At 69.8% G+C, this 21823-nt stretch carries 17 protein-coding genes and 5 tRNA genes; 8 read left to right on the top strand and 14 right to left on the bottom strand.

The window, feature by feature from the left end; translation table 11 throughout:
• Positions 1-167 precede the first annotated feature (167 nt).
• Together P0L94_05020 and P0L94_05015 are read left to right on the top strand one after the other, a co-directional pair.
• Positions 168-1166, top strand: a complete 999-nt coding sequence (locus P0L94_05020) for a hypothetical protein (GenBank protein WES65429.1) — start codon at positions 168-170, stop codon at positions 1164-1166.
• 14 nt (positions 1167-1180) lie between these two features.
• On the top strand, positions 1181-2632 hold the full coding sequence (locus tag P0L94_05015; protein ID WES65428.1) for a hypothetical protein: 1452 nt from the start codon (positions 1181-1183) through the stop codon (positions 2630-2632).
• 40 nt (positions 2633-2672) lie between these two features.
• Here P0L94_05015 and P0L94_05010 read toward each other — a convergent pair whose 3' ends face one another.
• The 3 genes from P0L94_05010 to P0L94_05000 all read right to left on the bottom strand — a co-directional run bounded on the left by P0L94_05010 (position 2673) and on the right by P0L94_05000 (position 6789).
• Entirely contained in the window at positions 2673-3539 is an 867-nt protein-coding gene (locus tag P0L94_05010) for an alpha/beta fold hydrolase (GenBank protein ID WES65427.1), read from the bottom strand.
• A 63-nt stretch (positions 3540-3602) separates the two neighbouring features.
• The gene (locus P0L94_05005; protein ID WES65426.1) at positions 3603-4943 is read right to left on the bottom strand and encodes a cytochrome P450; all 1341 of its coding nucleotides are present in this window, start codon (positions 4941-4943) and stop codon (positions 3603-3605) included.
• A 37-nt stretch (positions 4944-4980) separates the two neighbouring features.
• Positions 4981-6789, bottom strand: a complete 1809-nt coding sequence (locus P0L94_05000) for a peroxidase family protein (protein WES65425.1) — start codon at positions 6787-6789, stop codon at positions 4981-4983.
• Between the two features lie 278 nt (positions 6790-7067).
• Between P0L94_05000 and P0L94_04995 the strand changes: the two genes are divergently transcribed.
• On the top strand, positions 7068-9476 hold the full coding sequence (locus P0L94_04995) for a GMC family oxidoreductase (protein ID WES65424.1): 2409 nt from the start codon (positions 7068-7070) through the stop codon (positions 9474-9476).
• Positions 9473-10525 (top strand): alpha/beta fold hydrolase, encoded by a 1053-nt coding sequence (locus tag P0L94_04990; protein ID WES65423.1) that lies wholly within the window; start codon positions 9473-9475, stop codon positions 10523-10525. The genes P0L94_04995 and P0L94_04990 overlap by 4 nt, the downstream gene beginning before the upstream one ends.
• A gap of 33 nt (positions 10526-10558) precedes the next feature.
• Here the strand turns inward: P0L94_04990 and P0L94_04985 are convergent, their stop codons facing one another.
• The 7 genes from P0L94_04985 to P0L94_04955 all read right to left on the bottom strand — a co-directional run bounded on the left by P0L94_04985 (position 10559) and on the right by P0L94_04955 (position 15095).
• Positions 10559-12619, bottom strand: coding sequence for an elongation factor G (locus P0L94_04985; protein ID WES65422.1), 2061 nt, complete (start codon positions 12617-12619; stop codon positions 10559-10561).
• 452 nt (positions 12620-13071) lie between these two features.
• Entirely contained in the window at positions 13072-13635 is a 564-nt protein-coding gene (locus tag P0L94_04980; protein ID WES65421.1) for a hypothetical protein, read from the bottom strand.
• A 335-nt stretch (positions 13636-13970) separates the two neighbouring features.
• Positions 13971-14627, bottom strand: a complete 657-nt coding sequence (locus P0L94_04975) for a DNA alkylation repair protein (protein ID WES65420.1) — start codon at positions 14625-14627, stop codon at positions 13971-13973.
• A gap of 27 nt (positions 14628-14654) precedes the next feature.
• Positions 14655-14730, bottom strand: a tRNA-Gly gene (locus P0L94_04970).
• A 55-nt stretch (positions 14731-14785) separates the two neighbouring features.
• Positions 14786-14857, bottom strand: a tRNA-Val gene (locus P0L94_04965).
• Between the two features lie 27 nt (positions 14858-14884).
• A tRNA-Cys gene (locus tag P0L94_04960) sits at positions 14885-14955 on the bottom strand.
• Between the two features lie 67 nt (positions 14956-15022).
• Positions 15023-15095: transfer RNA gene (locus P0L94_04955), tRNA-Gly, on the bottom strand.
• A gap of 155 nt (positions 15096-15250) precedes the next feature.
• Here P0L94_04955 and P0L94_04950 point away from each other — a divergent pair.
• Positions 15251-15323, top strand: a tRNA-Val gene (locus P0L94_04950).
• Between the two features lie 56 nt (positions 15324-15379).
• Here P0L94_04950 and P0L94_04945 read toward each other — a convergent pair.
• The 3 genes from P0L94_04945 to zapE all read right to left on the bottom strand — a co-directional run bounded on the left by P0L94_04945 (position 15380) and on the right by zapE (position 18142).
• Positions 15380-15568, bottom strand: coding sequence for a hypothetical protein (locus P0L94_04945; GenBank protein WES65419.1), 189 nt, complete (start codon positions 15566-15568; stop codon positions 15380-15382).
• A gap of 99 nt (positions 15569-15667) precedes the next feature.
• On the bottom strand, positions 15668-16891 hold the full coding sequence (locus P0L94_04940; protein WES65418.1) for an ammonium transporter: 1224 nt from the start codon (positions 16889-16891) through the stop codon (positions 15668-15670).
• A gap of 216 nt (positions 16892-17107) precedes the next feature.
• Entirely contained in the window at positions 17108-18142 is a 1035-nt protein-coding gene (gene zapE / locus P0L94_04935) for a cell division protein ZapE (GenBank protein WES65417.1), read from the bottom strand.
• Positions 18143-18279: 137 nt separating this feature from the next.
• On the opposite strand from zapE, the gene P0L94_04930 reads away from it, so the two are divergent.
• Positions 18280-18720 carry a SufE family protein gene (locus P0L94_04930; protein WES65416.1) on the top strand — a complete coding sequence of 147 codons (441 nt, stop codon included), beginning with the start codon at positions 18280-18282 and terminating at the stop codon, positions 18718-18720.
• Between the two features lie 25 nt (positions 18721-18745).
• On the opposite strand, the gene P0L94_04925 is transcribed toward P0L94_04930, so the two are convergent.
• Complete coding sequence (locus tag P0L94_04925) at positions 18746-19966, bottom strand: alpha/beta fold hydrolase (GenBank protein ID WES65415.1); 1221 nt, start codon at positions 19964-19966, stop codon at positions 18746-18748.
• 25 nt (positions 19967-19991) lie between these two features.
• Here P0L94_04925 and P0L94_04920 point away from each other — a divergent pair, with 25 nt between their 5' ends.
• Both P0L94_04920 and P0L94_04915 read left to right on the top strand, forming a co-directional pair.
• On the top strand, positions 19992-20579 hold the full coding sequence (locus P0L94_04920) for a DUF3000 domain-containing protein (GenBank protein ID WES65414.1): 588 nt from the start codon (positions 19992-19994) through the stop codon (positions 20577-20579).
• Positions 20572-21771, top strand: coding sequence for an HRDC domain-containing protein (locus P0L94_04915; protein WES65413.1), 1200 nt, complete (start codon positions 20572-20574; stop codon positions 21769-21771). The genes P0L94_04920 and P0L94_04915 overlap by 8 nt, the downstream gene beginning before the upstream one ends.
• Positions 21772-21823 lie beyond the last annotated feature (52 nt).

The following is a 21823-nucleotide window of genomic DNA, read 5'->3' as shown; positions in this document are numbered from 1 at the left end:
CCTGCAATATGCTGAGCCCAACCCGAGCGCCGGGGAGCCTCGGGGGCACTGCACGCGAGCACGACAACCAGGTGGGGGTCGACATGGGCGATGGAGTAACCGGGACTTCGGTCCCGCCCGGAACGACCGAGCGGGTTCGGCGCCCGCTGCGGTGCGGCGAACCAACGGTGTACGACATCGTCACCGAGGACGACGTCACCGTGCGGCTGACCCGGTTCGAGGGAGGCACGCGCGGTCCCGTCATCCTGACGCCGGGCTTCGGGACGTCCGCGGTGGCGTACACGCTCGACACCACCGACACGAACTTCCCGGAGTACCTGTACGAGCACGGGTACGACGTGTGGATCTTCGAGTACCGCGCGAGTCCGCATCTGGCCTCGGCGAGCACGCAGTTCTCGCTGGACGCGATCGCGCAGTACGACTACCCGGCGGCCGTCGCGAAGGTCCGCGAGATCACCGGCGCGGAGTCGGTGCAGGTCGTCGCCCACTGCATCGGATCGCTCACGCTGCTGATGTCGCTGGGACTGGGTCTGCAGGGCGTCCGCTCCGCCGTGGCCTCGCAGGTCACGCTGCACCCCCGCGGCGGCGCGCTGAACGAGTTCCGCTCCGGCATCTACGCCGCCAGCGTCATGAAGGCCCTCGGCATCGACACGCTCACCACCGAGGAGGACGACGACCCGTCGTGGCTCGACAAGCTGTACGAGAGGGCGCTGGCGCTGTATCCGGCCGGCGAGGAGGAATGCGAGCGACCGTTCTGCCGGCGGGTCATGTTCATGTACGGCGAGGTCTACGACCACGACCACCTCAACGAGGAGACGCACGCGCATCTCGACGAGGCCTTCGGGGTGGCGAACATGACGACGTTCCGGCAGATCACGAAGATCATGCGCGAGGACCACGCGGTGAGCCTCGACGGCGAGCACGACTACCTCGACGACGTCACCGGGCTCGCTCTGCCCATCTCGTTCATCCACGGCGAGCACAATCGGCTCTTCGTCCCCGAGGGCAGCCGCCTCACGTACGAGTTCCTGCGCGAGCGCAACGGTCCGGAGTTCTACACCCGGCACGTGATTCCGGGGTACGCGCACATGGACTGCTTCATCGGGAAGGATGCCGCGCGCGACGTCTACCCCCTCATCACCGCCGAGCTCGATCGCTTCAACTGATCAGGAGAGTGCACATGACCACCGTCGATGAGCCGTCCGGCGCGACCGCGACGCAGGATCCGGCGCTTGCGGATCTGTTCAGCTACCCCCTGTTCTCGGCGCTGACAGAGCGACGCACCCGCAGGATTCCGAGAGGCTTCTCGGTCGACGCAGGTCCGGTGGGTCATGTGAGCCACAATGAGCCGGCGCCGCTGACGAAACTCGAAGAAGCGATCCTGGTTACCGTCATCGCGGGCATCACCGGCTCGACGACGCACGACGGCCCCCTGACGAAGCCGAACGGGGCCCCCGAACTCGGAACGCCCTTCCTGAACATCCTGGCGCGGACGGCCAGCAGCGCGGACAACGCGCAGGCGACGTCCTTCTTCATGATCAACGACGACGGGATCTTCCTGATCAAGACCCCCACCCCGCAGCGGGCCCTCGAGCTCGCCGCCGAGCTGCCGCCGTCCTGGTCGCAGTGGACCGAGGCCGACTGGCTCACGGCGGCCGACGAAGCCCTCGTCCGCGTCTCGGACAAGCGGCTGGAGTTCCCGCGCGAGTGGCCGTACTACCTGGGGTGGAACGCGCAGGCGTCGAACGCGCCCGGGACGACGGTGTTCTTCCCGGTGGTCGACTGCACGTGGCAGTACATCAACGCGCTGATCATCCTCGCGTGTGAGCCGGACGGGAAGCGGCCGATCTTCCTCGACGACTGGCAGCCCTTCCGGCCGAAGGGTCTCGTGGAGTGGGCCGCGAAGATCGGCGGTGGCCTCGGGCTGACCGAGAAGATCCCGTACCAGCCGGTCGGCGGCCTCAAGTGGGTCCGCAACGGCTTCGTCAGCCCGGCGAGCAGCGCTCCGCTCGGCTTCGGCGGCGCCCTGCGCACCGACTACGAGGCGTTCTTCTACTTCCAGAACCTCATGCTCGCGGGTCAGGCGATGGGACTGGGCGGCTGGATCCACGGCTCGGTGTTCCCGCCCTACATCTGGCAGCGGAACCCGTCCAAGGGCTGGCACGGTCTCGGGTTCCGCATGGAGGAGCCCAAGAAGCACCGGTCGTGGCCGCCCGTGCCCGCTTCGCAGCCCAACCCGGTCGGGATCGATGGCATCCTCGAGAGCCTGACACCGCCCTACGTCGCATCGATGGACGAGGCGGTGGATCGCGTCGTCGAGATGAAGTACGGGCAGAGCGGCCCGGGCTACGGGAACGAGGAGATCTGGGCGCGCTCGTACCGGGATCGTGCCGACGCCAGGGCATACCTCGAGCAGGGGACCAAGTTCGGCCCGAAGCCGATCCAGTACGTCAAGGACACGTGCAACTACATCTGGGACACGTACGGGCGGTTCCCTGCGCACGTGGACGCGTTCTACAGCCCGGGGATGTTCCTGCAGTTCTCCCACCTCGAACTGGAGTACTACGACCGCTACTTCGATCCGAAGCAGTACAGTCGTCAGGCTGCGCACGACGCGCTCTGGCACCCCTGAGCCGGGGTGGTGCGGCTCGGCGCGCGGCCGAAGGGGGACGTCAGACGTACCGGCGGAAGAACTCGACGACGTCGTCGGTATGGGTGTTGATGTACTGATAGCCGCCGTAGCGCTCTTCGGAGGGGTAGGCGATGATGCCCAGCGATCGGGGCGTGGCCGCTTCCATGCGCTCCACGTCGGCCATCGTGCCCCACTGGTCGCCGGTGCCCTGCACGTACTGGACCACGGTGTCGCCGAGGTCGCGCGCGGGAACGGCCGGGTCGTGTTTCCCGGGCGACGGCGCGCCGCGCAGCCAGTACAGCACCGACAGGGTGCGCGCGAAGACGGGTCCGATGCCGCCGAGCAGATCCCGCGCGAGGTTGTCGCGGAACACCCGCACCGTCGTCGGCTGGACCACCAGCAGCGCGCCGATGGGCTGGACGGCGGCGGTTCCATACAGCACCGTGCTGCCGCCGGCCGACGTCCCGATCGCGCCGATGCGGTCCGAGACGACCTCCTCGCGTGCGCGGAGGAAGGCCATCGCCCCGGCCACGTCGCGCGACTCCCATTCGCCGTAGGTGAGCGGCGGCCGCGCGTCACTCTCACCGTGGTTGGCGAGGTCGAACATCAGCACGTTGAACCCGCCGTCGTGCAGGCCTCTGGTGCACGGCAGGAAGTCGACGTCGCGATCGGACCAGGGCACCTGGCCGGCCACATTGCCGAGCCTGTTCCACGGCCAGCCGTGGACCCACACGACCGTCGGCGCCGGCGTGACGTCCGCGGGGATGAACCAGCCGCGCAGCATCACCCCGTCGGTCGCCGGGAACGCCACGTCCTCGTACTCCAGGCCGACCTCGGCGGGCGTTCGGGTGATCGCCTGCCTGACACCGGAGTACTGGACCCGGGCGAGTTCGATCAGATTGACCATGATGCCTCCCGACGGTTGACGGATGCCGAGTGAAGTCCTGGCCCGGCCGCCGTGGTGTGCATGTCACTCCCCCACGGTCGCCGGGACTTCGTGCGTGAATGTGGCCCGCAGTCCGCTCTCGGGCAGCGGGAAGAGCTCGTTGGTGAGCGTGAGGTCCTGGTCGGGGATGCTCCACGTCGCCTGGCGCAGGAGCAGTGTCAGATACAGCTTCGTCGCCACGGTGACGATGTTCTCGCCGGGGCAGCGGTGGTGCGTCGCCTGGCCGTCGCCGTGCGGAACGTAGCTGCCCGGCTCGAGGGCGGCCTCGCGGGCCGGCTCGAACCGGTCGGGATCGAACCTCTCGGGATCGTCGAAGACCTCGGGGCTGCGCATGTTGACGTGGATGGCGCCGATCGCGCCCCAGCCCTTCGGGATCCGGAACCCGCCGACCTCCATCTCGTCGGTCACGCGTCCGAAGAATGTGGCGGAGTTCATGGCGAAGTAGCGGCGGACCTCCTTTGAGATCTGCTCGAGGTACTCCATCCGCTCGATCTGGTCCATCGTGACGGGCCCCTCGGGCGAGATCGCCGCGACCTCGGCGCGCGCCCTCGCCATGAGGTCGGGGCGCTGGCCGAGGATCATCGTGGTGAGCGTCAGGGGCACGAAGAAGCCGCCCTGGCCGGCGAACATGAGATGACGGATATCGCCGCGCAGGTCGTCGACGGGGACGCCCGCCTCCTGCGCCGCTGCGATCATGCGCGAGACGATGTCGTCGTACCCGCCGTCGAGGTGGCGGCGCAGCGCGTCGTCGATGATCTCGTCGACGCGCTTGCGCCCCGCGATCGCCTTGCCGTACTTCGTGCCGGGGATCGGGATCGGGAGCGTCATGAAGGCCTCCCGCATGTCGGCGAGCCGCTCGTCGAGCTCCTGCACGGCGGCGTCCGACTCGTCTCCGGTGTAGAGGGCTGCGGTGAGACGCGCGGCGAAGCGCTGCAGGTCGTCCTTGACGGTGGCGCTGCCCGTCGTCGTCCAGCGGTCGACGGTCTCCTGCATCAGCTCCTGCATGCGCGGCAGGTACGAGCCGATCGCCGACCGATAGCCGACGGCGCGCAGCATCAGCGCCTTGCGGAGATGGTGCTCCTCGCCGTCGATGAGCGCGAGCGAGTGGATGAAGATCTGCTCGGCCGACACCGGGTCCGCGTCGCCGCGGACGATGCGCGGGTCGGTGGCGAAGGTGTGGAACGCCTCGTGCCCCGAGAAGATGACGAAGTCGTTTCCGAACAGGCGCGTCTTGAAGATCGGCCCGTACGCGGCCACGCGGTCCTTGTAGAACCCGTGGTTGCTGCGCACGATCGCGAGCGTCTCGCCGAGCCACGGCAGGCCGAAGCGGCCGGGCGGCAGCGGCTTGCGGCGGCGGGCCATCATCGCGCTCTCTCGCTCGCGGTCATCTCACTCCTTCTCGTCAGCGTGAGCCGCCGACGTTCTTCCACGGGGCGAAGGCGTTCGTCGCGCCTTCGAGCGCGGGCGCGAGCTCAGGGAAGTGACGCAGGATCACGGAGATCATCGTGTTGTCGGCGATCCAGTCCAGACCCGTCTGGGTGTAGTACTCGGGCGTGAAGCACTCGGTGAGGAACCGGTCGCTCTTCAGGCGCCGGCTGGCCATCAGGATGAACACCCGGAACGCGGTGTCGCTGAACCCGAACCCGGGCGGCGGGGTCTCGGCGTGCATGCCGACCTGCAGATCGACCAGCTCAACGTCGCCGTACATCTCCTTCAGCTGAAGCGCCCACACCGGGTCGTCGGTGAGCTCGTCGAATGACGCCGCGGGCCTCAGGTGCAGCTGTCGGCGGAACTCGTTGTAGCGGGGCACCCCGCGCTCGCGGTCGCGCAGGATGTCGAGGGCCGCGAGGTCCAGGCGCGTCCCGTCGGGGAGCGTGATGTCCTGCATCCAGCGCGGGAAGTTGTGGAGCTGGACCGCGCCCGGATGCTGCGTGCCGAACGAGTACCACAGGTCGGCGACGTCCTGCTCCCCCTGGAGCACGCGCTGGGCGTTGAGCAGGATGATCTCCTGGAACTCCATCTCGTCCAGCAGTCGGTCGTCGACGCGCGAGCGAACATCCAGCCGTTCCGGAAGGAGCGGATGCAGGCGGTACACCGCCGCGAACTCCTCGGTGAGCTGATACGGCGCACCGTGATGATCGTGCTCGGAGCCGGGGATGCCGCTGATCACGTCGCTCTTGCTGAGCCTTCCGAACCGGCGGCTGATGCGCTCCCCCGCGAGCCCCCACCAGTTCGCGCGCATGGCCGTGTTCATGACCGGTGTCGCGATGATCGCGGGTGTCCACTCGACGGTGTGGATCTTCGCGAGCAGCGCCGAGACGATCAGCTGCGCCGTTCCGAACAGCTCGTCCTCGGTCATGTCGGGGTGGGCGGCATGGAGGGCGTCGCAGATCGCATTGTGCTCGAGGGTGAACAGCGTGTGGAGCATGCCGAGCCCCACCCACCAGTTCTCGTTGAACCCGGTCATCGCCACGCCCGACGCCGGGTCCAGCGGGAGATGCCCGTCCTGCAGACGGAGCTTGCCGCCGATGTGGCTGCGGACCTGGCTGCGGCGCGTCTCCGAGCTGCCGTAGATGGCCGAGGCATCCCACCAGTGCGACTGGCTGTTGATGTACGTCGGCGGCAGATGCGCGTCGGCGGGCGTGCGCGTGGTGTCCTGCTTCGTCCGCGGAATCCGCATGGGATCCTCGAACCAGCCGTCGTGCGGCGGCAGGGGGACCTCGAGGGGATCCTCGTCTTCGCGCCCGTGGGCGAACCAGTCGTGCGTCTGGAACTGGATCCACGCCGCCGCCAGCAGATTCAGCGACGTCGCCGGCGTGAAGCTGTCGCGGCGCATGAGCTTCTGGCTGATCTCGCGAGGATTCGGCGTGAGGAGGTGCTCGGTGTCGGGCCACGCGCGGTCCAGAGCGACGTTGCGGGCGAACCGGGTGCCCGCCCGCCCCATGTCGGGATCGGACAGATCGTTGTAGGCACCGTCGGCGTTGCGGAACCGGCGGTCCGATTCCTGGGCGTCCTCGAGCGTGGTTCCCGGCGTGCGCCCGGTGTCGCCGGGTGTCCGGGTGTCCACGAGGTTGTCGGCTCGGAGCTGGTCGCGCAGCGCGATGAGGTTGACGATGCTCACCACGAAGGGAAGCCGGAACCACGGGGTCTTCCGATTGACGCGACTGTAGTAGCGGATCAACGCGCGGGCCAGGCCCGATGGATTGCTCACTTCCCGCTCCGTTCGGTTGAGGAATGCCCCAGTGTCTTGCCCGCATCATAGTGAAGCCATCGCGGCCGGGGCCATCCTCTTCGCCAGATGCGCGCGAGCATGTCCGGATCGGCATCTCCGTCAGCTCGGACTCGGATCGGTCCATTGCGGCCGGTCCCCCGCCTGGATAGCGTGAGGTCAGGCACGGATCGACGGTCGCGGGATCCAGCACCCGTCCGCTGGGGGTTCGTGCCCAGTGCTTCGCCGGGTACCACCACCCCGAAGGAGGGCCGCAACCCGTGAATGCAGCCAGACACGAGCACGTCGACGCGGTCGTCGTGGGATCCGGATTCGGGGCCTCCGTGTCCGCATACCGCCTCGCGGATGCCGGCCGGTCGGTCGTCGTCCTCGAGCGTGGCAGGGCGTATCCGCCCGGCAGCTTCGCCCGGAATCCCTACGAGATGAGCCGGGCGTTCTGGGAGCCCAAGGACGAGCTGTTCGGCTTGTTCGACATCCGCTCGTTCCGCAAGATCGAGGCGATCGTCTCGTCGGGGCTCGGGGGTGGATCGCTCATCTACGCCAACGTGCTGCTGCGCAAGGACGAGCGGTGGTTCGTCCACGACTCGCCGCTGCCGGGCGGCGGCTACGAGAACTGGCCGATCGGCCGCCACGACCTCGACCCGCACTACGACGCGGTCGAGGCGATGATGACCCCGACGCCGAACCCGTACCCCGATCTGCCCAAGTCCCGCGCCCTGCACGACGCCGCCGCCGCGGCCGGTCTCCAGGCGTTCTCCCCGCCGCTGGCGGTGTCCTTCTCACCGCGTCCGGGGGCCCCCGCCGAGCCCAAGCAGATCATCGACGACGCGCCGTACGGCAACATCCACGGCGCCACACGACTGACGTGCCGGCTGTGCGGCGAGTGCGACATCGGGTGCAACGAGGGGTCCAAGAACACCCTCGATCACAATTACCTGTCGGCCGCGAAGGCCAAGGGCGCAGACATCCGCACGCTGGCCGACGTCTACGGCATCACGCCTCTCGACGGCGGCGGCTACGAGGTGCGGTACCTGCAGTACGGCACCGAGGCCGAGGCGGACGGCAATCGCACGCGCGAGCAGGTCACGGTCACGTGCAACGAGCTGTATCTCGGAGCCGGGACGTTCGGGACGACCTCGCTGCTGCTGCGCAACCGGATCGGTCTGCCGGCGCTCGGCAGAGCGCTGGGCAGCCGGTTCAGCGGCAACGGCGATCTGCTCACGTTCTGCTTCGACGCCAAGACCGTCACAGACCGCGGGCACGTGCGCGTCATCGACGCGGCACATGGCCCCGTCATCACGACGGCCATTCGCAAACCCGACGGGATGGACGAGGCCGGAGCGGGCCGCGGCTTCTATGTTCAGGAGGCCGGCTTCCCGGAGTTCACGAACTGGCTCATCGAGACCGCGCAGGTGACGTCCTCGATCAAGCGCGCCGCGTCCGTCGTGCGCCAGATCATGGCGTACCGCATGTCCGAGCGCAATGAGTCGACGATCTCCGCCGAGGTGGCGGGCCTCATCGGCCAGGGGCAGCTGACGTCGAGCTCTCTGCCGCTGCTGGGAATGGGGCGCGACACGCCGGACGGCCGCATCACGCTCGCCGACGGCGAACTCGACGTGGAGTGGACCACGGCGACCAGCGCGGCGTACTTCGATGCCATGCGCGCCACCATGCAGCAGCTCACCGAGAACCTCGGCGGCCGGTTCCGCGACAACCCGCTGTGGTGGACCAAGCGCGTCGTGACGGTCCATCCGCTCGGCGGCGCGCCCATGGGTCGCCATGTCGGAGAGGGCGTCGTCGACGCGTGGAACGAGTCGTACGGCCACCCCGGCCTGTACGTCGTGGACGGCGCGGGCGTGCCGGGACCCGTCGGGCCGAACCCGTCGCTGACCATCGCGGCCATGGCCGATCGCGCCGTCGAGCATGCGCTCGAGAAGCCCAAGCCCCGGCGCCGCCGTGCGGGCGAGCCGGTGGCACCGCCGCCCCCCGCGCCGGACGTGGCCGACCCGGTCTCGGGACGCGGCATGGAGTTCACCGAGAAGATGCGGGGGTTCGTGGCTCTCGGCCACAGCGACCCGATGTCTGGCTGGGAGCACGGACGGCAGCTCGCACAGCGCTTCATGTTCAAGCTCACCATCACGGCCCCCGACGTCGAGCGGTTCGTCGCCGGCGAGGACCACACCGCGACCGCCGAGGGCTATGTCGATTGCGACCTGCTCGGCGGTCAGCTGCCCGTCGTGCGCGGGTGGGCCAACCTGTTCGTGGCCGCCGGCGAGGACACGCGCGAGATGCGCTACCGCCTGTGGTTCCACGACGTCTCGGGAACACCCCTGACGATGTACGGCTTCAAGGTCGTGCGCGACGATCCGGGCTTCGATGTGTGGACCGACACCTCCACGCTGTACATCACGATCATGAAGGGCCACGTCGCTCCCGGCGAAGCAGGAGCCGACGACGGCTCGGGCGAGGTCGTGGGTGCGGGCATGCTGCGCATCCTGCCACTGGACTTCGCGCGCCAGCTCACGACCTTCAAGGGCGCAGGCCAGGGCGGGATCGGCTCGATCGCCCGCTTCGGCGCCTTCTTCGCCAAGTCGGTCAAGGACGCGTACCTCAAGCCGGCGCCGCAGCGCGCGGCCGTCGGCGCACGCGCGGACGGAGCGGGCCGATGAGCACGTCCGCGTCGCCGACGACGCGCAGCACGCATCGGGACGAGGTCGACTTCGTCCTGACCGATGACGGCACGATCATCACGCTCATCCGTGTGCGGGGTGCGGGGGCGCCCACCCGCGGTCCTGTCCTGCTCGCACACGGCGCCGGGATGCGGGCGGAGTCGTTCCGTCCGCCGGCGATCCGATCCCTCGTGGACGTCCTCGTCGACGACGGCTGGGACGTCTGGATGCTCAATTGGCGCGGCTCGATCGATCTCCCCGCGGTGCCGTGGACGATCGACGATGTCGCGCTGTACGACATCCCCGCCGCCGTCCGCCACGTCACCGGCGTGAGCGGCTCCGACACGGTCAAGGTCATCGGCCACTGCCAGGGCGCGGTCGCGCTCAGCGTCGCCGCCGCCGCAGGTCTCGTCCCCGAAGTGGACGTCATCGTCGCGAACTCGGTGTCGCTGCATCCGGTTCTGCCGCTCTTCGCCCGCGTGAAGCTCGGTCTGCTCCTGCCCATGTTCCGCACCGGTGAGCCCTACGTCGACATCGCGTGGGGCGACGGCCCCGAGAAGGGCGTCCCCCGTGTCACCCGGAACGCCGTGCGACTGGCGCACCCGGAGTGCAGGAACCCCGGCTGCAACATGGCCAGCTTCGCTCTGGGATCGGGACACCCCGCGGTGTGGCGCCACGAGAACCTCGACAGCGCGACGCACGACTGGCTCGAGCACGAGTTCGGGAAGATCCCCCTCAGCTGGTACGCGCAGATGTCCATGTCGTCCCGCGAGGGGCGGTACGTGATGGTGCGCGGCTACGAGGGACTCCCCCACCGCGTCGGCGATGCGGCGCCTCGGACCGAGGCCCGGTTCGCTCTGCTGACCGGCGACGACAACCGGGCGTTCCTTCCGGAGAGCCAGCGGCGGACCTTCCGCTTCCTCGAGGACGCCCAGCCGGGACGACACTCTCTCACCGAGATCCCGGGGTACGGGCACGCCGACGTGTTCGTCGGTCGACGCGCGCACGTCGACGCCTTCCCGTACATCCGCTACGCGCTGGGGCGCTGAGCTCCCGGGACGCGCGGTCGCGCCCTGGGCGGTTCAGCGCGCACCGGCACCGCCGTGCGGCACGGGCTCATAGCGGTCGGGCGTGATCGCTACCTGCCCCCGGCCCGCGGTGAGCGATCGCAGATCGAGCACGTACCGGGTCAGCTCCGCGTCCGGCACGGCCGCGGTCAGTCGGACCAGACGGTCATCGATGGTCTCGGTCGCGCTCACCCGACCGCGACGGCCCGACAGATCGGTCAGGACGGCACCCTGCAGCTCGGTCGGAACGGTCACGACGACGATGGAGACCGGCTCCAGCACGACCGTCCCCGCCTCCGTCAGCGCGGACGTGACGGCGAGGGATGCCGCGACGCGGAATGCCATGTCCGAGGAGTCGACGGAATGCGCCTTGCCGTCGAGCAGCTCGACCCGTGCATCCACGACGGGATGGCCGTGCGGGCCACCGGCTTGCAGGGCCTCGAGTGCGCCCTTCTCGACCGCGGCGACGTAGGCCTTCGGCACCGCTCCGCCGACCACCGAGTTCGCGAACTCGTACCCGGCGTTCGCCGGCAGCGGCGAGACCGCGAGCTGCACGAGCGCGAACTGGCCATGTCCACCGGACTGCTTCTTCACCTTGCCCTCCGCGGTCGCGGGGCGCATGATCCGCTCCCGGTACGCGATGGGGGCGGGACCCGTCGTGACGTGGACCCCGAGGACCCGCGCCATGCGCTGCACGGCGACCTCCACGTGGGCCTCCCCCAGGCCCCGCAGGACCGTGGCACCGCCGGATCGGTCCACCACGAGTGTCGGATCCTCCGACACGAGGCGGGCGAGCGCAGTCGACAGCTTGGCGTCGTCGGCCTGCGAGACCGGCTCGACGCTGACCGCGAACAGCGGCTGACGCTCCGGCAGGGGAAGCGGGCGGGCCGCACCGGTCGACCGGGTCCACAGCAGCGAGCCGGACGGCGTGCCGGTCAGCTTCGCGACCGCGCCGACGTCGCCCGCGCGCAGCGATTCCGCCGGCACGTGATCCGCGCCGCGGAGCCGGAACAGGCCCGTGAGGCGCTCCTCGACGCCGGTGGTGGCGTTGCGCAGTCTGTCGTTCGGGTGGAGCGCCCCGGAGAGCACCTTGAGCATCGACACCTGCCCCACGAACGGGTCGGCGATCGTCCGGAACGCGTGCACGAGTGTCTCGCCCCCCGGATCGCACGCCACGTCCACCCGGGTGCCGGGACCGTCCGCACCCAGGACGATGCGCGAGTCGTGCGTCTGCGCCGACGGTGCGAGCGTGCACACGAGATCGAGCAGACGCTCGACCCCGGTGCCCGTGACGCCCGAGCACACGACGACGGGCACCGCCTCGCGGGCGGCGACCTCATCGGCGAATGTCCGCGCCAGATCCGCGGCCGTCGGCTCGCGGCCTTCGAGGTACTCCTCCAGCTGCGCGTCGTCGTGCGAGACGATCTCCTCCACGACGGCGACGTGCGCATCGTGCTCCTCCCCCTGCACCTCGGCGGGCAGCTCGCCGGAGATGTGACCGCCCGATCCGTCGTCCTCGAGCGCCCGCTCGGTGAGGATGTCGGCGACCCCGTGGAACGCGTGCTCCTCGCCGAGCGGAAGCTCGATCGGCCAGACGACGTCGCCGAGAAGCTCACGGAGGCCCGCGACGACCGTGCGGAAATCGGCGCGCGCCCGATCCTCCTGCGTCACGACCGCGATGAGCGGCACCTGCGCGCTCTCCGCCGCGGCGGCCGCGGTGCGCGTGCCCGCGACGACGCCGTCGAACGAGTTCAGCACGAGCAGGCCGACATCCGCGACGGCCAGCGCGGCATCGACCGCCCCCCCGAAATCGGGATGCCCCGGCGTGTCCGCGACGGTGAGCGCGTGCACGCCGTCATCGGTCGTCCACTCGAAGGCCGCGAGCGACAGGTTGAGCGAGTGACCGCGCGCGATCTCCTCCGGCTCGTGATCCGAGACCGTGGATCCTCGATCGACGCTGCCCGGTCGTGAGATGGCGCCCGCTCGGTGCAGGATCGCCTCCAGGAGGGTCGTCTTCCCCGAGCCTGCGGCGCCGATCAGCGCGATGGTCCGGACGGATGTCTCTCTCGCGGCCATGGGCCTCCCCCACGACGGTGCGGACGGTGGCTTCCATCGTGCCCGCCGGGAGCGTCGGCCGCTACAGGGCTGCTCGGATCGTCGTGTGCCTCAGGCGGTCCGACCGGTGTCCCGCCCGGACCTGAGACGCCTGAGCAGCCGGCCCAGCCCGGTTCCGCGGCGCGCTGCCGGCTGTGTCGGTTGGTGGACGGGGCCTGTCGTCACCAGCGCGGCGCCCCAGCCGTTCCCGACGGTGGAGACAGGACGATGTGTCGCGGTCTCCCATGGATTCGGCGCAGTGTACATGTCAGTCCTCCTCGACCGTCGGCGCGTGCCGACACTGCGGTTCCATTATCCCGCTGCGGGGGCGATCGGGACGGTGACCGACGAACGGCGCTGATCGGGCATGAGAGGCCCGGACGCACCGCGGCGCCCCGGCCGGCAGGTCGGGGCGCCGCGGACTGCGATGGAGGTCAGAGCGGCGAACCGCAGGGCGTCGGATCGAAGTCCGCGTCGAAGTGCACGGGCTCCTCCCCGGGCAGGACGTAATACCACTGGGACGTGGATGCGGTGAAGGCGTCCAGGATCGCGATGGTCCGGCCGGGCGCCCACCCGATGGCGTATCGAGGGAACTCGGGCTCCCCCCACGTGGTCCTGAACTGCAGGACGACCGGGTCGGTGTCGATGGTCGCGGCGACCGTGACCGTCGAACCGAGCGGCACGAAGCTCGGGTCGATCTCGAACACCGCCATGCAGAAGCCGCTCTCGAGCATCTCGAGACGCACGTATCCGTGGTCGTCGGGCGTCTCGACGACCTCGCCGCCCCTCGCGCCGTACGTCGTGCAGTCCGGCTGGGAGTCGAACCCGGCCCAGCGGCTCTCCACCGGCGAGGATTCCTCCCAGCCGCCCTGCTGACACATCTTGGCGTTCGGGCTGTTGCCGCCGGCTGCACCGGTCAGCGGCACGGCGAGGAGGAGCGCGACCATGATCGTGAAGATCGCGAGGACGGGTCTGGGCAGGCGGAGCGTGGCGTTCATCGGTCGATCTCCTTCGGCGAGAGTGCGGGGCCGGGAGCCGTGCGGGCGGTGCGCCCGTGCGCCGTGCTCGCCCGGTCTCCCCTGCGCCAGTCCTATCAGCTGTGTGAATGCTGTGTCTAGAGGTGACAAAGTGATTATCGAGACAAAAGTGTTGTATCGGGCCCATGTGGCTTGTGTGAACAACGTGATCGTCGAGCGCACATCGACGGTGGACGCCGCTGCCCGGCCGAGCAGAGAAAGTGCGCCGAAGAACCACGAGACCCCGACGCTCGTAGGCCACCGCTCCCGCGTCGTGTGACCTCGCTCACCACGATGTGTGGCGCGGGCCGGACAGGTCAGAGGTGCCGGAGGGCCTCGCGGCGGCTGAGGGGACTCAACTCATGCGCGTCGACGTACGAGCGCACCCAGTCGGGCGCGGCGCGGGCGTAATCCCGGAGCGCCCAGCCGACGGCCTTTCGGATGAAGACGTCCGAGTCGCCCAGGTTCGGCTCCAGGACGTCGGCGAGGAGGACCGCGTCGGTGCGGTCCCGGCGTCCGAGCTGCGAGATGATCGCGAGGCGGCGCATCCACAGGTCGTCGTCGACGCTCCAGCCCCGGATGAGCCGCGCCGTCTCGCCGGGTGCCGCGTCGAGCAGGTCGCGCACGCGATGCGCCGCGTCGTCGGTGATGTCCCACCACCGCCCGGAGCGCACCATGTGCTCGATCAGCGGCACGACGCGCCGGTCGCCGCGCAGCCGCCGGTGCGCGATGATCGCGAGGGCGGCGTAGCGCTCCTCGCGGTACGCCGCGTCGTCCCACAGGTCGGTGGCGGCGTTCAGGAGAGCCTCGGGCTCAGGGCGGTCCGGCAGCGCGTGCTTCGCGATGGTCCGCACATCGGGCAGGCGCACGCCGCGGAAGCGCATGGCGGAACGCATGTAGGCCTGCTGGCCGGCCGCGCGGTCCGGATCGCCGGCGGCGGCGAGGCGTTCACGGATCGTGTCGGCGATCGACATGAACGCTCCCGTCGGCAACAGGAAGAGTGGAGCGGATGACGAGACTCGAACTCGCGACCCTCACCTTGGCAAGGTGATGCGCTACCAACTGCGCTACATCCGCGCATCGGGCGGCTGCGCCGTCCGATGAGAAAGCCCCCGTTGAAGGGGGCTGTCCGTGCGCGATACTGGGATCGAACCAGTGACCTCTTCCGTGTCAGGGAAGCGCGCTACCGCTGCGCCAATCGCGCCTGTGAAGGCTGTTCAGTTGTGAAGTGAGGTGGCGACGGGATTCGAACCCGTGTAAACGGCTTTGCAGGCCGGTGCCTAGCCGCTCGGCCACGCCACCGTGTGTGGTTCGACCCACGTGTCGTGATCGGCTTTCGGAATTCTCCGTGTGGCGATCCCCGCACTCGAGCGGATGACGAGACTCGAACTCGCGACCCTCACCTTGGCAAGGTGATGCGCTACCAACTGCGCTACATCCGCATTTTCGCCCCCGAGATCTCCCCGGCGACTTGATCGACTTTAGCCGATCGGAGCGCATCCGCCAAACCGGCGCGGGCCCGCGCGTGTCTCGGTTCTCGATTCGTCGCAGCGTCCCGCATCCGCTAACATCGTTACTCGGCCCCCTCGCGGGGCGAGGGCGATTGGCGCAGTTGGTAGCGCGCTTCCTTCACACGGAAGAGGTCATCAGTTCGAGTCTGGTATCGCCCACTGCAAGACCCCCGGTTCGCCGGGGGTCTCGTCGTTTCGGCGCCCGCCTGCGTGGATCAGCGGCCGTCGCGCTCGCGTCGGGCGCGATGGCGCGCCAGCACCTCCTGCGTGGTGACGATCAGGCCGGCGGCCGCGAGGATGTAGGCCCCGTAGACGAAGAACGGGGCCGCCGGCTCACCGGCGAAGCCCCACGACACCACCGCGAGCACCAGCAGCCCTCCGAGCAGCAGCCAGGGTCCTTTCACGGTCACAGACTAGCCGCGCTCCCCCGGAAGGCGACGCGCGGACATGCGGAAGGGCGCCGCGGCCGAAGCCACGACGCCCTTCCGTGCTGTGAGAGAGGATCAGACCCGCTCGTCGAGGAGGTAGCCCTCCTCGCCGTGGACGACCGTGTCGACGCCGGCGATCTCGTCCTCGTTCTTGATGCGGAATCCGAGGGTCTTCTCGATGGCGAAGCCGACGATGAACGCGACCACGAACGAGTAGACCAGGACGCCGGCGGCGGCGATGAGCTGCAGCACGAGCTGCTCGTAGTTGCCACCCAGGAAGAGGCCCGTCTCGGTCGCGAAGAAGCCGAGGTAGAGCGTACCGATGAGACCACCGACGAGGTGGATGCCCACGACGTCGAGCGAGTCGTCGTAGCCGAGCTTCCACTTCAGCTCGATCGCCAGGGCGCAGACGGCACCGACGACGACACCGAGCAGAAGAGCCCAGCCGGGGGTCAGGTTGGCGCACGCCGGGGTGATGGCGACGAGACCGGCGACAGCGCCCGAGCCGGCGCCGACCGAGGTGGCCTTGCCGTCCTTGAGCTTCTCGACGATCAGCCAGCCGATGATGGCGGCGGCGGTCGCGCCGAGGGTGTTGATGACGATCAGACCGACGACCGAGTCCTCGGTGCCCAGGGCACCCAGGCCCTCGGCGCCGCCGTTGAAGCCGAACCAGCCGAACCACAGCAGCGACGCGCCCAGCAGGACGAGCGGCACGTTGTGGGGCTTCTGGATGCCCTTCTGGAAGCCGATGCGCTTGCCGAGGACGAGCGCGAGGGCCAGGGCCGCAGCACCGGCGTTGATGTGCACGGCGGTACCACCGGCGTAGTCGATGACCTCGGTCGAGAAGCCCATCTCGGTGCCGAGGTTGTAGATCCAGCCACCGCCCCAGACCCAGGCCGCGACCGGGAAGTAGACCAGCGAGGCCCAGATGCCGGCGAAGATCATCCACGCGCCGAACTTGGCGCGGTCAGCGATCGCGCCCGAGATCAGGGCGACCGTGATGATCGCGAAGGTGGCGCCGAAGAGCGCACCCACGTAGTCGTCGCTCGACAGGCCGCCGATGCCGAAGTCCGAGAAGGGGTTGCCGGCGAAGGACCAGGTGCTCTCGACCGCGCTCATGTTGAATCCGTAGAGGATCCAGAGAACGCTGATCAGCCCCAGGGCGCCGAAGCTCATCATCATCATGCTGACGACGCTCTTGGCCTTCACGAGGCCGCCGTAGAAGAACGCCACGCCGGGCGTCATCAACAGCACGAGCGCAGACGCGGTGATAAGCCACGCAAGATTTCCGCTATCCATGAGATTCCTCATCCATGTGTCGTGTTACTCGAGGTGCCGAAGCCGCCGCTGAGTCGGGTCGCGGCCGTCCAGGCGAAGCCAGTCTCGCGAGCCGGGGTTTCGTGCGGCGTGCGTGTCGTGTTTCGTGAGTGTTACGACGGCCGCATCTGTGTAAACATCAGGTTTCGGCCAGACGCGAACGAACCGTGAACAGGCGACCCCGTGACGTGCCGGCGATCAGGCGAGAGTAGAAGCGACCAGGCGCGAGATCGCACGCAGATACTTCTTGCGGTAGCCGCCGGCGAGCATCTCCTCGCCGAACACACTGTCGAGCGACTCTCCGGTGGCGCGGATCGGGATCTGGGCGTCGTAGACCCGGTCGATGAACGCGACGAACCGCAGCGCGGCCGACTGATCGTCGAACACCGTCACGTCGCGCAGGCCGAGGACGCCGACGTCGTCGAGCAGTCGGATGTAGCGCGACGGGTGCACGCGCGCGAGATGGGTCACGAGCGAGGTGAAGTCGTCGTCCGAGACGAGGGCGGTCCCGGAAGCCGCCGCGATCGTCTCGGCGTAGGCCTGGTCCGACAGTGTGGCCGCGTGTCCGTCGACGGCGCGATGGCGGTAGTCGGTGCCGTCGATGCGGATGGTCTGGAAGCTCGCGGCCATCGCGTGGATCTCGCGCAGGAAGTCCTGGGCGGCGAAGCGTCCCTCGCCGAGGGCGTTCGGGGGCGTGTTGCTGGTGGCCGCCAGACGCGTGCCCGAGGCGACCAGCTCGCCCAGCAGCCGTGTCATCACCATCGTGTCGCCGGGGTCGTCGAGCTCGAACTCGTCGATGCAGAGCAGGTCAGAGCCGCGGAAGAGGTCGACGGTGCTCTTGTAGCCGAGCGCACCCACGAGCGCGGTGTACTCGATGAAGGAGCCGAAGTACTTCCGGCGCGCAGGCATCGCGTGGTAGATCGATGCGAGCAGGTGCGTCTTCCCGACTCCGAAGCCGCCGTCGAGATAGACGCCGGGCTTGAGTTCGGGCTCGCGCTTGGCGCGTCGGAACAGCCCGCCGCGGGGCGCGGGGGCGCCCGGCCCGGCGAAGCGCGCGAGCAGATCCTTCGCCTCCTGCTGCGACGGATAGTCCGCATCCGCCCGGTAGGAGTCGAACGACGCCGTGGCGAACTGCGGCGGCGGTGTCAGGGCCGCGACCATCTCGGCGCCCGAGAGCTCGGGCGATCGCTCGGTGAGATGGACGATTCCGGTGAGGGCAGAGGTCGGGGTCATCCTGGTCCTGTGGGTTCGCCGGTGCGGTCGGGGGGCGCACGTGCCCCGGAGATCACCGGCGCTGCGGGCTCCTCCAGCCTATTGCGTCCGCCCGGCGAGGGATGCCCGGCGGCCGCGGTCTCTGCGAGGATCGCCTCATGACGGCATCGGCCCTCCCTCCGCAGCTCGCCGAGATCCGCCACGACTTCCTGGAGCTGGACCTCCCCGAGAGGCTCGGCCTGCTCGCGGAGTTCGCCGCCGGTCTGCCCGAGCTCCCGCCCGAGTACGCCGCGCACCCGGACCGGCTCGAGCGCGTGACCGAATGCCAGTCCCCCGTGTTCATCGCCCTCTCCGTCGACGTCGACGGCGGCGTGGCGCTGCACGCGCGCGTCCCGGAGGAGGCCCCGACGACACGGGGCTTCGCCGCCGTGCTCGCCGAGGGGCTCGCGGGCATCGCGGTGGACGACGTCGAGGCGGTGCCCGACGACCTCGCCCGCGATATGGGCCTGGACCGGGCGGTCTCGCCGCTGCGTCTGGCGGGCATGGCCGGCATGATCCGTCGCGTCAAGCGTCAGGCGCGCACGGCGCGCGAACGCTGACGCGCGGGACCGTGCCGCGGGCGCGTCACGCCTCGAGAGAGGACTCGGCGCCCGCGAGACCGTGGGCGCCGACCCACGCGGTGATGCTGTCGCTCCAGCGATCCTGGTCGTAGTTCCACAGCTTCGTGTGGCGTGCCACGTCGAAGACCTTCATCTCGACCAGGTCCGGCCGGGCGACCACCAGATCGTGCGATGCATCCGAGGGGACGAAGCCGTCGTCGTCGCTGTGGAGGATCAGGATCGGATGCCGCAGCTCGCCGGCCCGCGCGACGATGTCGAGCCTCTCGAACGGAATGGGCGCGCCGGCGCCCGCGAGGGGGCTGGCCCAGTCGGACTTCAGAGCGCGGATCGCGAGGGAGGTGACGGTGGCGGGGACGTGCATGAGGCCGGCCTGATAGCCGAGCACGACGCGCCAGTCGACCACGGGCGACTCGAGGATGAGACCCGCGATGGTGTCGCGGTGCGCCGAGTGCAGCGACAGCTGCAGCGCGATCGCGCCTCCCATCGACCAGCCCATGAGGATCACGCGCCGCGCGCCGCGCCGCCGCGCGAAGCCGACCGCGGCGTCGACGTCGCGCCATTCGGTGGCACCGAGGGTGTAGGTGCCGGCGCGACTGCGCGGCGCTTCGCCGTCGTTGCGGTACGAGACCACGAGCGACGTGATGCCGAGAGCGTGGAAGACCGGGACGGCGCGGAGGCACTCGGCGCGCGTCGTCCCGCGGCCGTGCACCTGGATGACCCAGACATCGCCGTCGCCGGCGGGGAAGAGCCAGGCCGGGCAGGGGCCGATCGCCGAGCCGATGAGCTCGGGCGTGAACGGCAGGTGGAGCTGCTCGGGACGGTCGAAGTACCAGCCGCTGAAGGCCGCGTCCGAAGAGATCCGCGCCGTGTCGGGGACGTGCGTCAGCAGCTTGCGGGTGACGGACTCCTGGTCTTCGGCGAGCACGGAGCCGAGCTTGACATAGTCGGTCGTGCCAGACGTGAACAGCCCGTAGCGTCCGGGAAGCTCGGTGTCCGGCGTCCGGGCCAGCGTGATGGTCTGCGCGTTCGTGTCGAGCGCGAGGATCCTGGTGTCGGCCAGGCGCGGCGACGGCTTGACGACCTTGCGCGCCATGTGGAGCGACGCGAAGCCGAGGGCTGCCAGCGCCCCGGCGAGGGCGGCGGTGAGCATCGTCAGCGCGGCGCGGATGCCGGTGACGAGAGAAGGAGATGCACCGGTCCGCCCGGCGCGCCTGGAGTCGACCATCGACGGACCACTCTAGTCTGTCGGCGTGGCCGACCTCCCTCCCACGCAGGCTCCGTCGTCGTTCGCGGACGCGGCCGCGCAGGTGCGCGCCACCGACTTCCGTGACGACCTGACGGTGCACGAGATCGCCGCCCCGACCGGTCTCGCGCCGAACGCGCTCGCCTTCGCCGGGGACGTCCGCCCGGAATCCGGTGAGGAGTCGCTGTACGGCACCGGGCGCTTCGTCCTGCTGCACGACGACTCCGAACCCGGCGCGTGGAACGGCCCGTGGCGCATCGTGTGCTTCGCCCAGGCTCCGCTCGAGCCCGATCTGGGCGTCGACCCGCTCGTGGCCGATGTCACCTGGTCGTGGCTCATGGACGCGCTGGAGTCGCGGTCGGCGGGATTCCACTCGGCGTCGGGCACGGCCACCAAGACCCTGTCGAAGGGCTTCGGCGCGCTCGCCGACGAGGGCGAGGGCGCTCAGCTCGAGCTGCGGGCGTCCTGGTCGCCCGAAGGTGCGCTCGGGCCGCATGTGCAAGCATGGGCGGAGCTGGTGTGCATGCTCGCCGGGCTCCCGCCCGGCTCGGAAGGGATCGAGATGCTCGGTACGCGCAGGACGCGACGTGGCTGAGTACGTGGTGATCGCGGATGCCGAGGGGCTGGCGTCCGCCGCGGCGGAGCTCGCCGCGGGCGAGGGCCCCGTGGCCGTCGACGTCGAGCGCGCATCCGGCTTCCGCTATTCCCAGCGCGCCTATCTCATCCAGGTCTTCCGCCGCGGCGCCGGCGTGTATCTGTTCGACCCGCCGCCCATCGCCGAGTTCGCGGCGCTCCAGGCCGCCATCGGCGATGCCGAGTGGGTGCTGCACGCGGCCAGCCAGGACCTGCCGAGCCTGCGCGAGCTCGGACTCGACCCGTCCGAGATGTTCGACACGGAGCTGGCCGCGCGCCTCCTCGGCCACGAGCGCGTCGGCCTCGGCGCGGTGGTGGAGCAGACGCTCGGCATCTCGCTGGCGAAGGCGCACTCCGCCTCCGACTGGTCGACGCGACCCCTCCCCCAGGACTGGCTCGAGTACGCGGCCCTCGACGTGCTCCACCTCGTCGACGTGCGCGACGCTCTCCACGCCGAGCTCGAGGAGCAGGGCAAGACCGTGTTCGCGCGACAGGAGTTCCACGACGTCCTGATGCGCCCACCCAAGCCCCCGCGCGAGGATCCGTGGCGCCGGCTCAGCGGTCTGCACACCGTGCGCGGGCGACGCGCCCTTGCCGTCGCACGGTCGCTGTGGACGGCGCGCGAGGACTACGCCCGTCAGGTCGACGTCGCGCCCGGCCGCCTCGTCCCCGATCGTGCGCTCGTGGCCGCCGTCCTGGCCGACCCCGCCTCGAAGCAGGCGCTGGCCGGTGTCAAGGAGTTCACGGGACGCGCCAGCCGCACCGAGCTCGATCGCTGGTGGGAGGCGATCGTGGAGGGCCGCGCCAGCGCGGACCTGCCACCCGAGCGCCTGCGCGGGGGCGATTCGCTGCCCCCGCCGCGCGCCTGGCCCGATCGCAACCCCGACGCGGACGCTCGGCTGAAGGCCGCCCGTCCGGCCGTCGAGCAGCGGGCTTCCGAGCTCTCGATGCCGACCGAGAACCTTCTCACGCCCGATCTGCTGCGCCGCGTCGCGTGGTCGCCACCGACTCCCACCACGGCCGAATCGGTGGGCACGGCGCTGAGCGATCTCGGTGCGCGACCATGGCAGGTTTCACAAACCGCACAGTTGATCGCGGATGCCTTTGTCGATTCCGTGCAAGCGGCGTCGGAGGGCGCGGAGGCGGCTTCGTAGGTTCGGGCCAACCGATTCCGGCCGTCCGTCGGCGGCTTCCTAGTCTGACGGC

The sequence above is a fragment of the Microbacter sp. GSS18 genome (genome assembly GCA_029319145.1).
Classification (GTDB): domain Bacteria; phylum Actinomycetota; class Actinomycetes; order Actinomycetales; family Microbacteriaceae; genus Microbacterium.
Note: the sequence above shows the minus strand (reverse complement) of the source record. Positions and strands in the feature narration are given on the sequence as shown.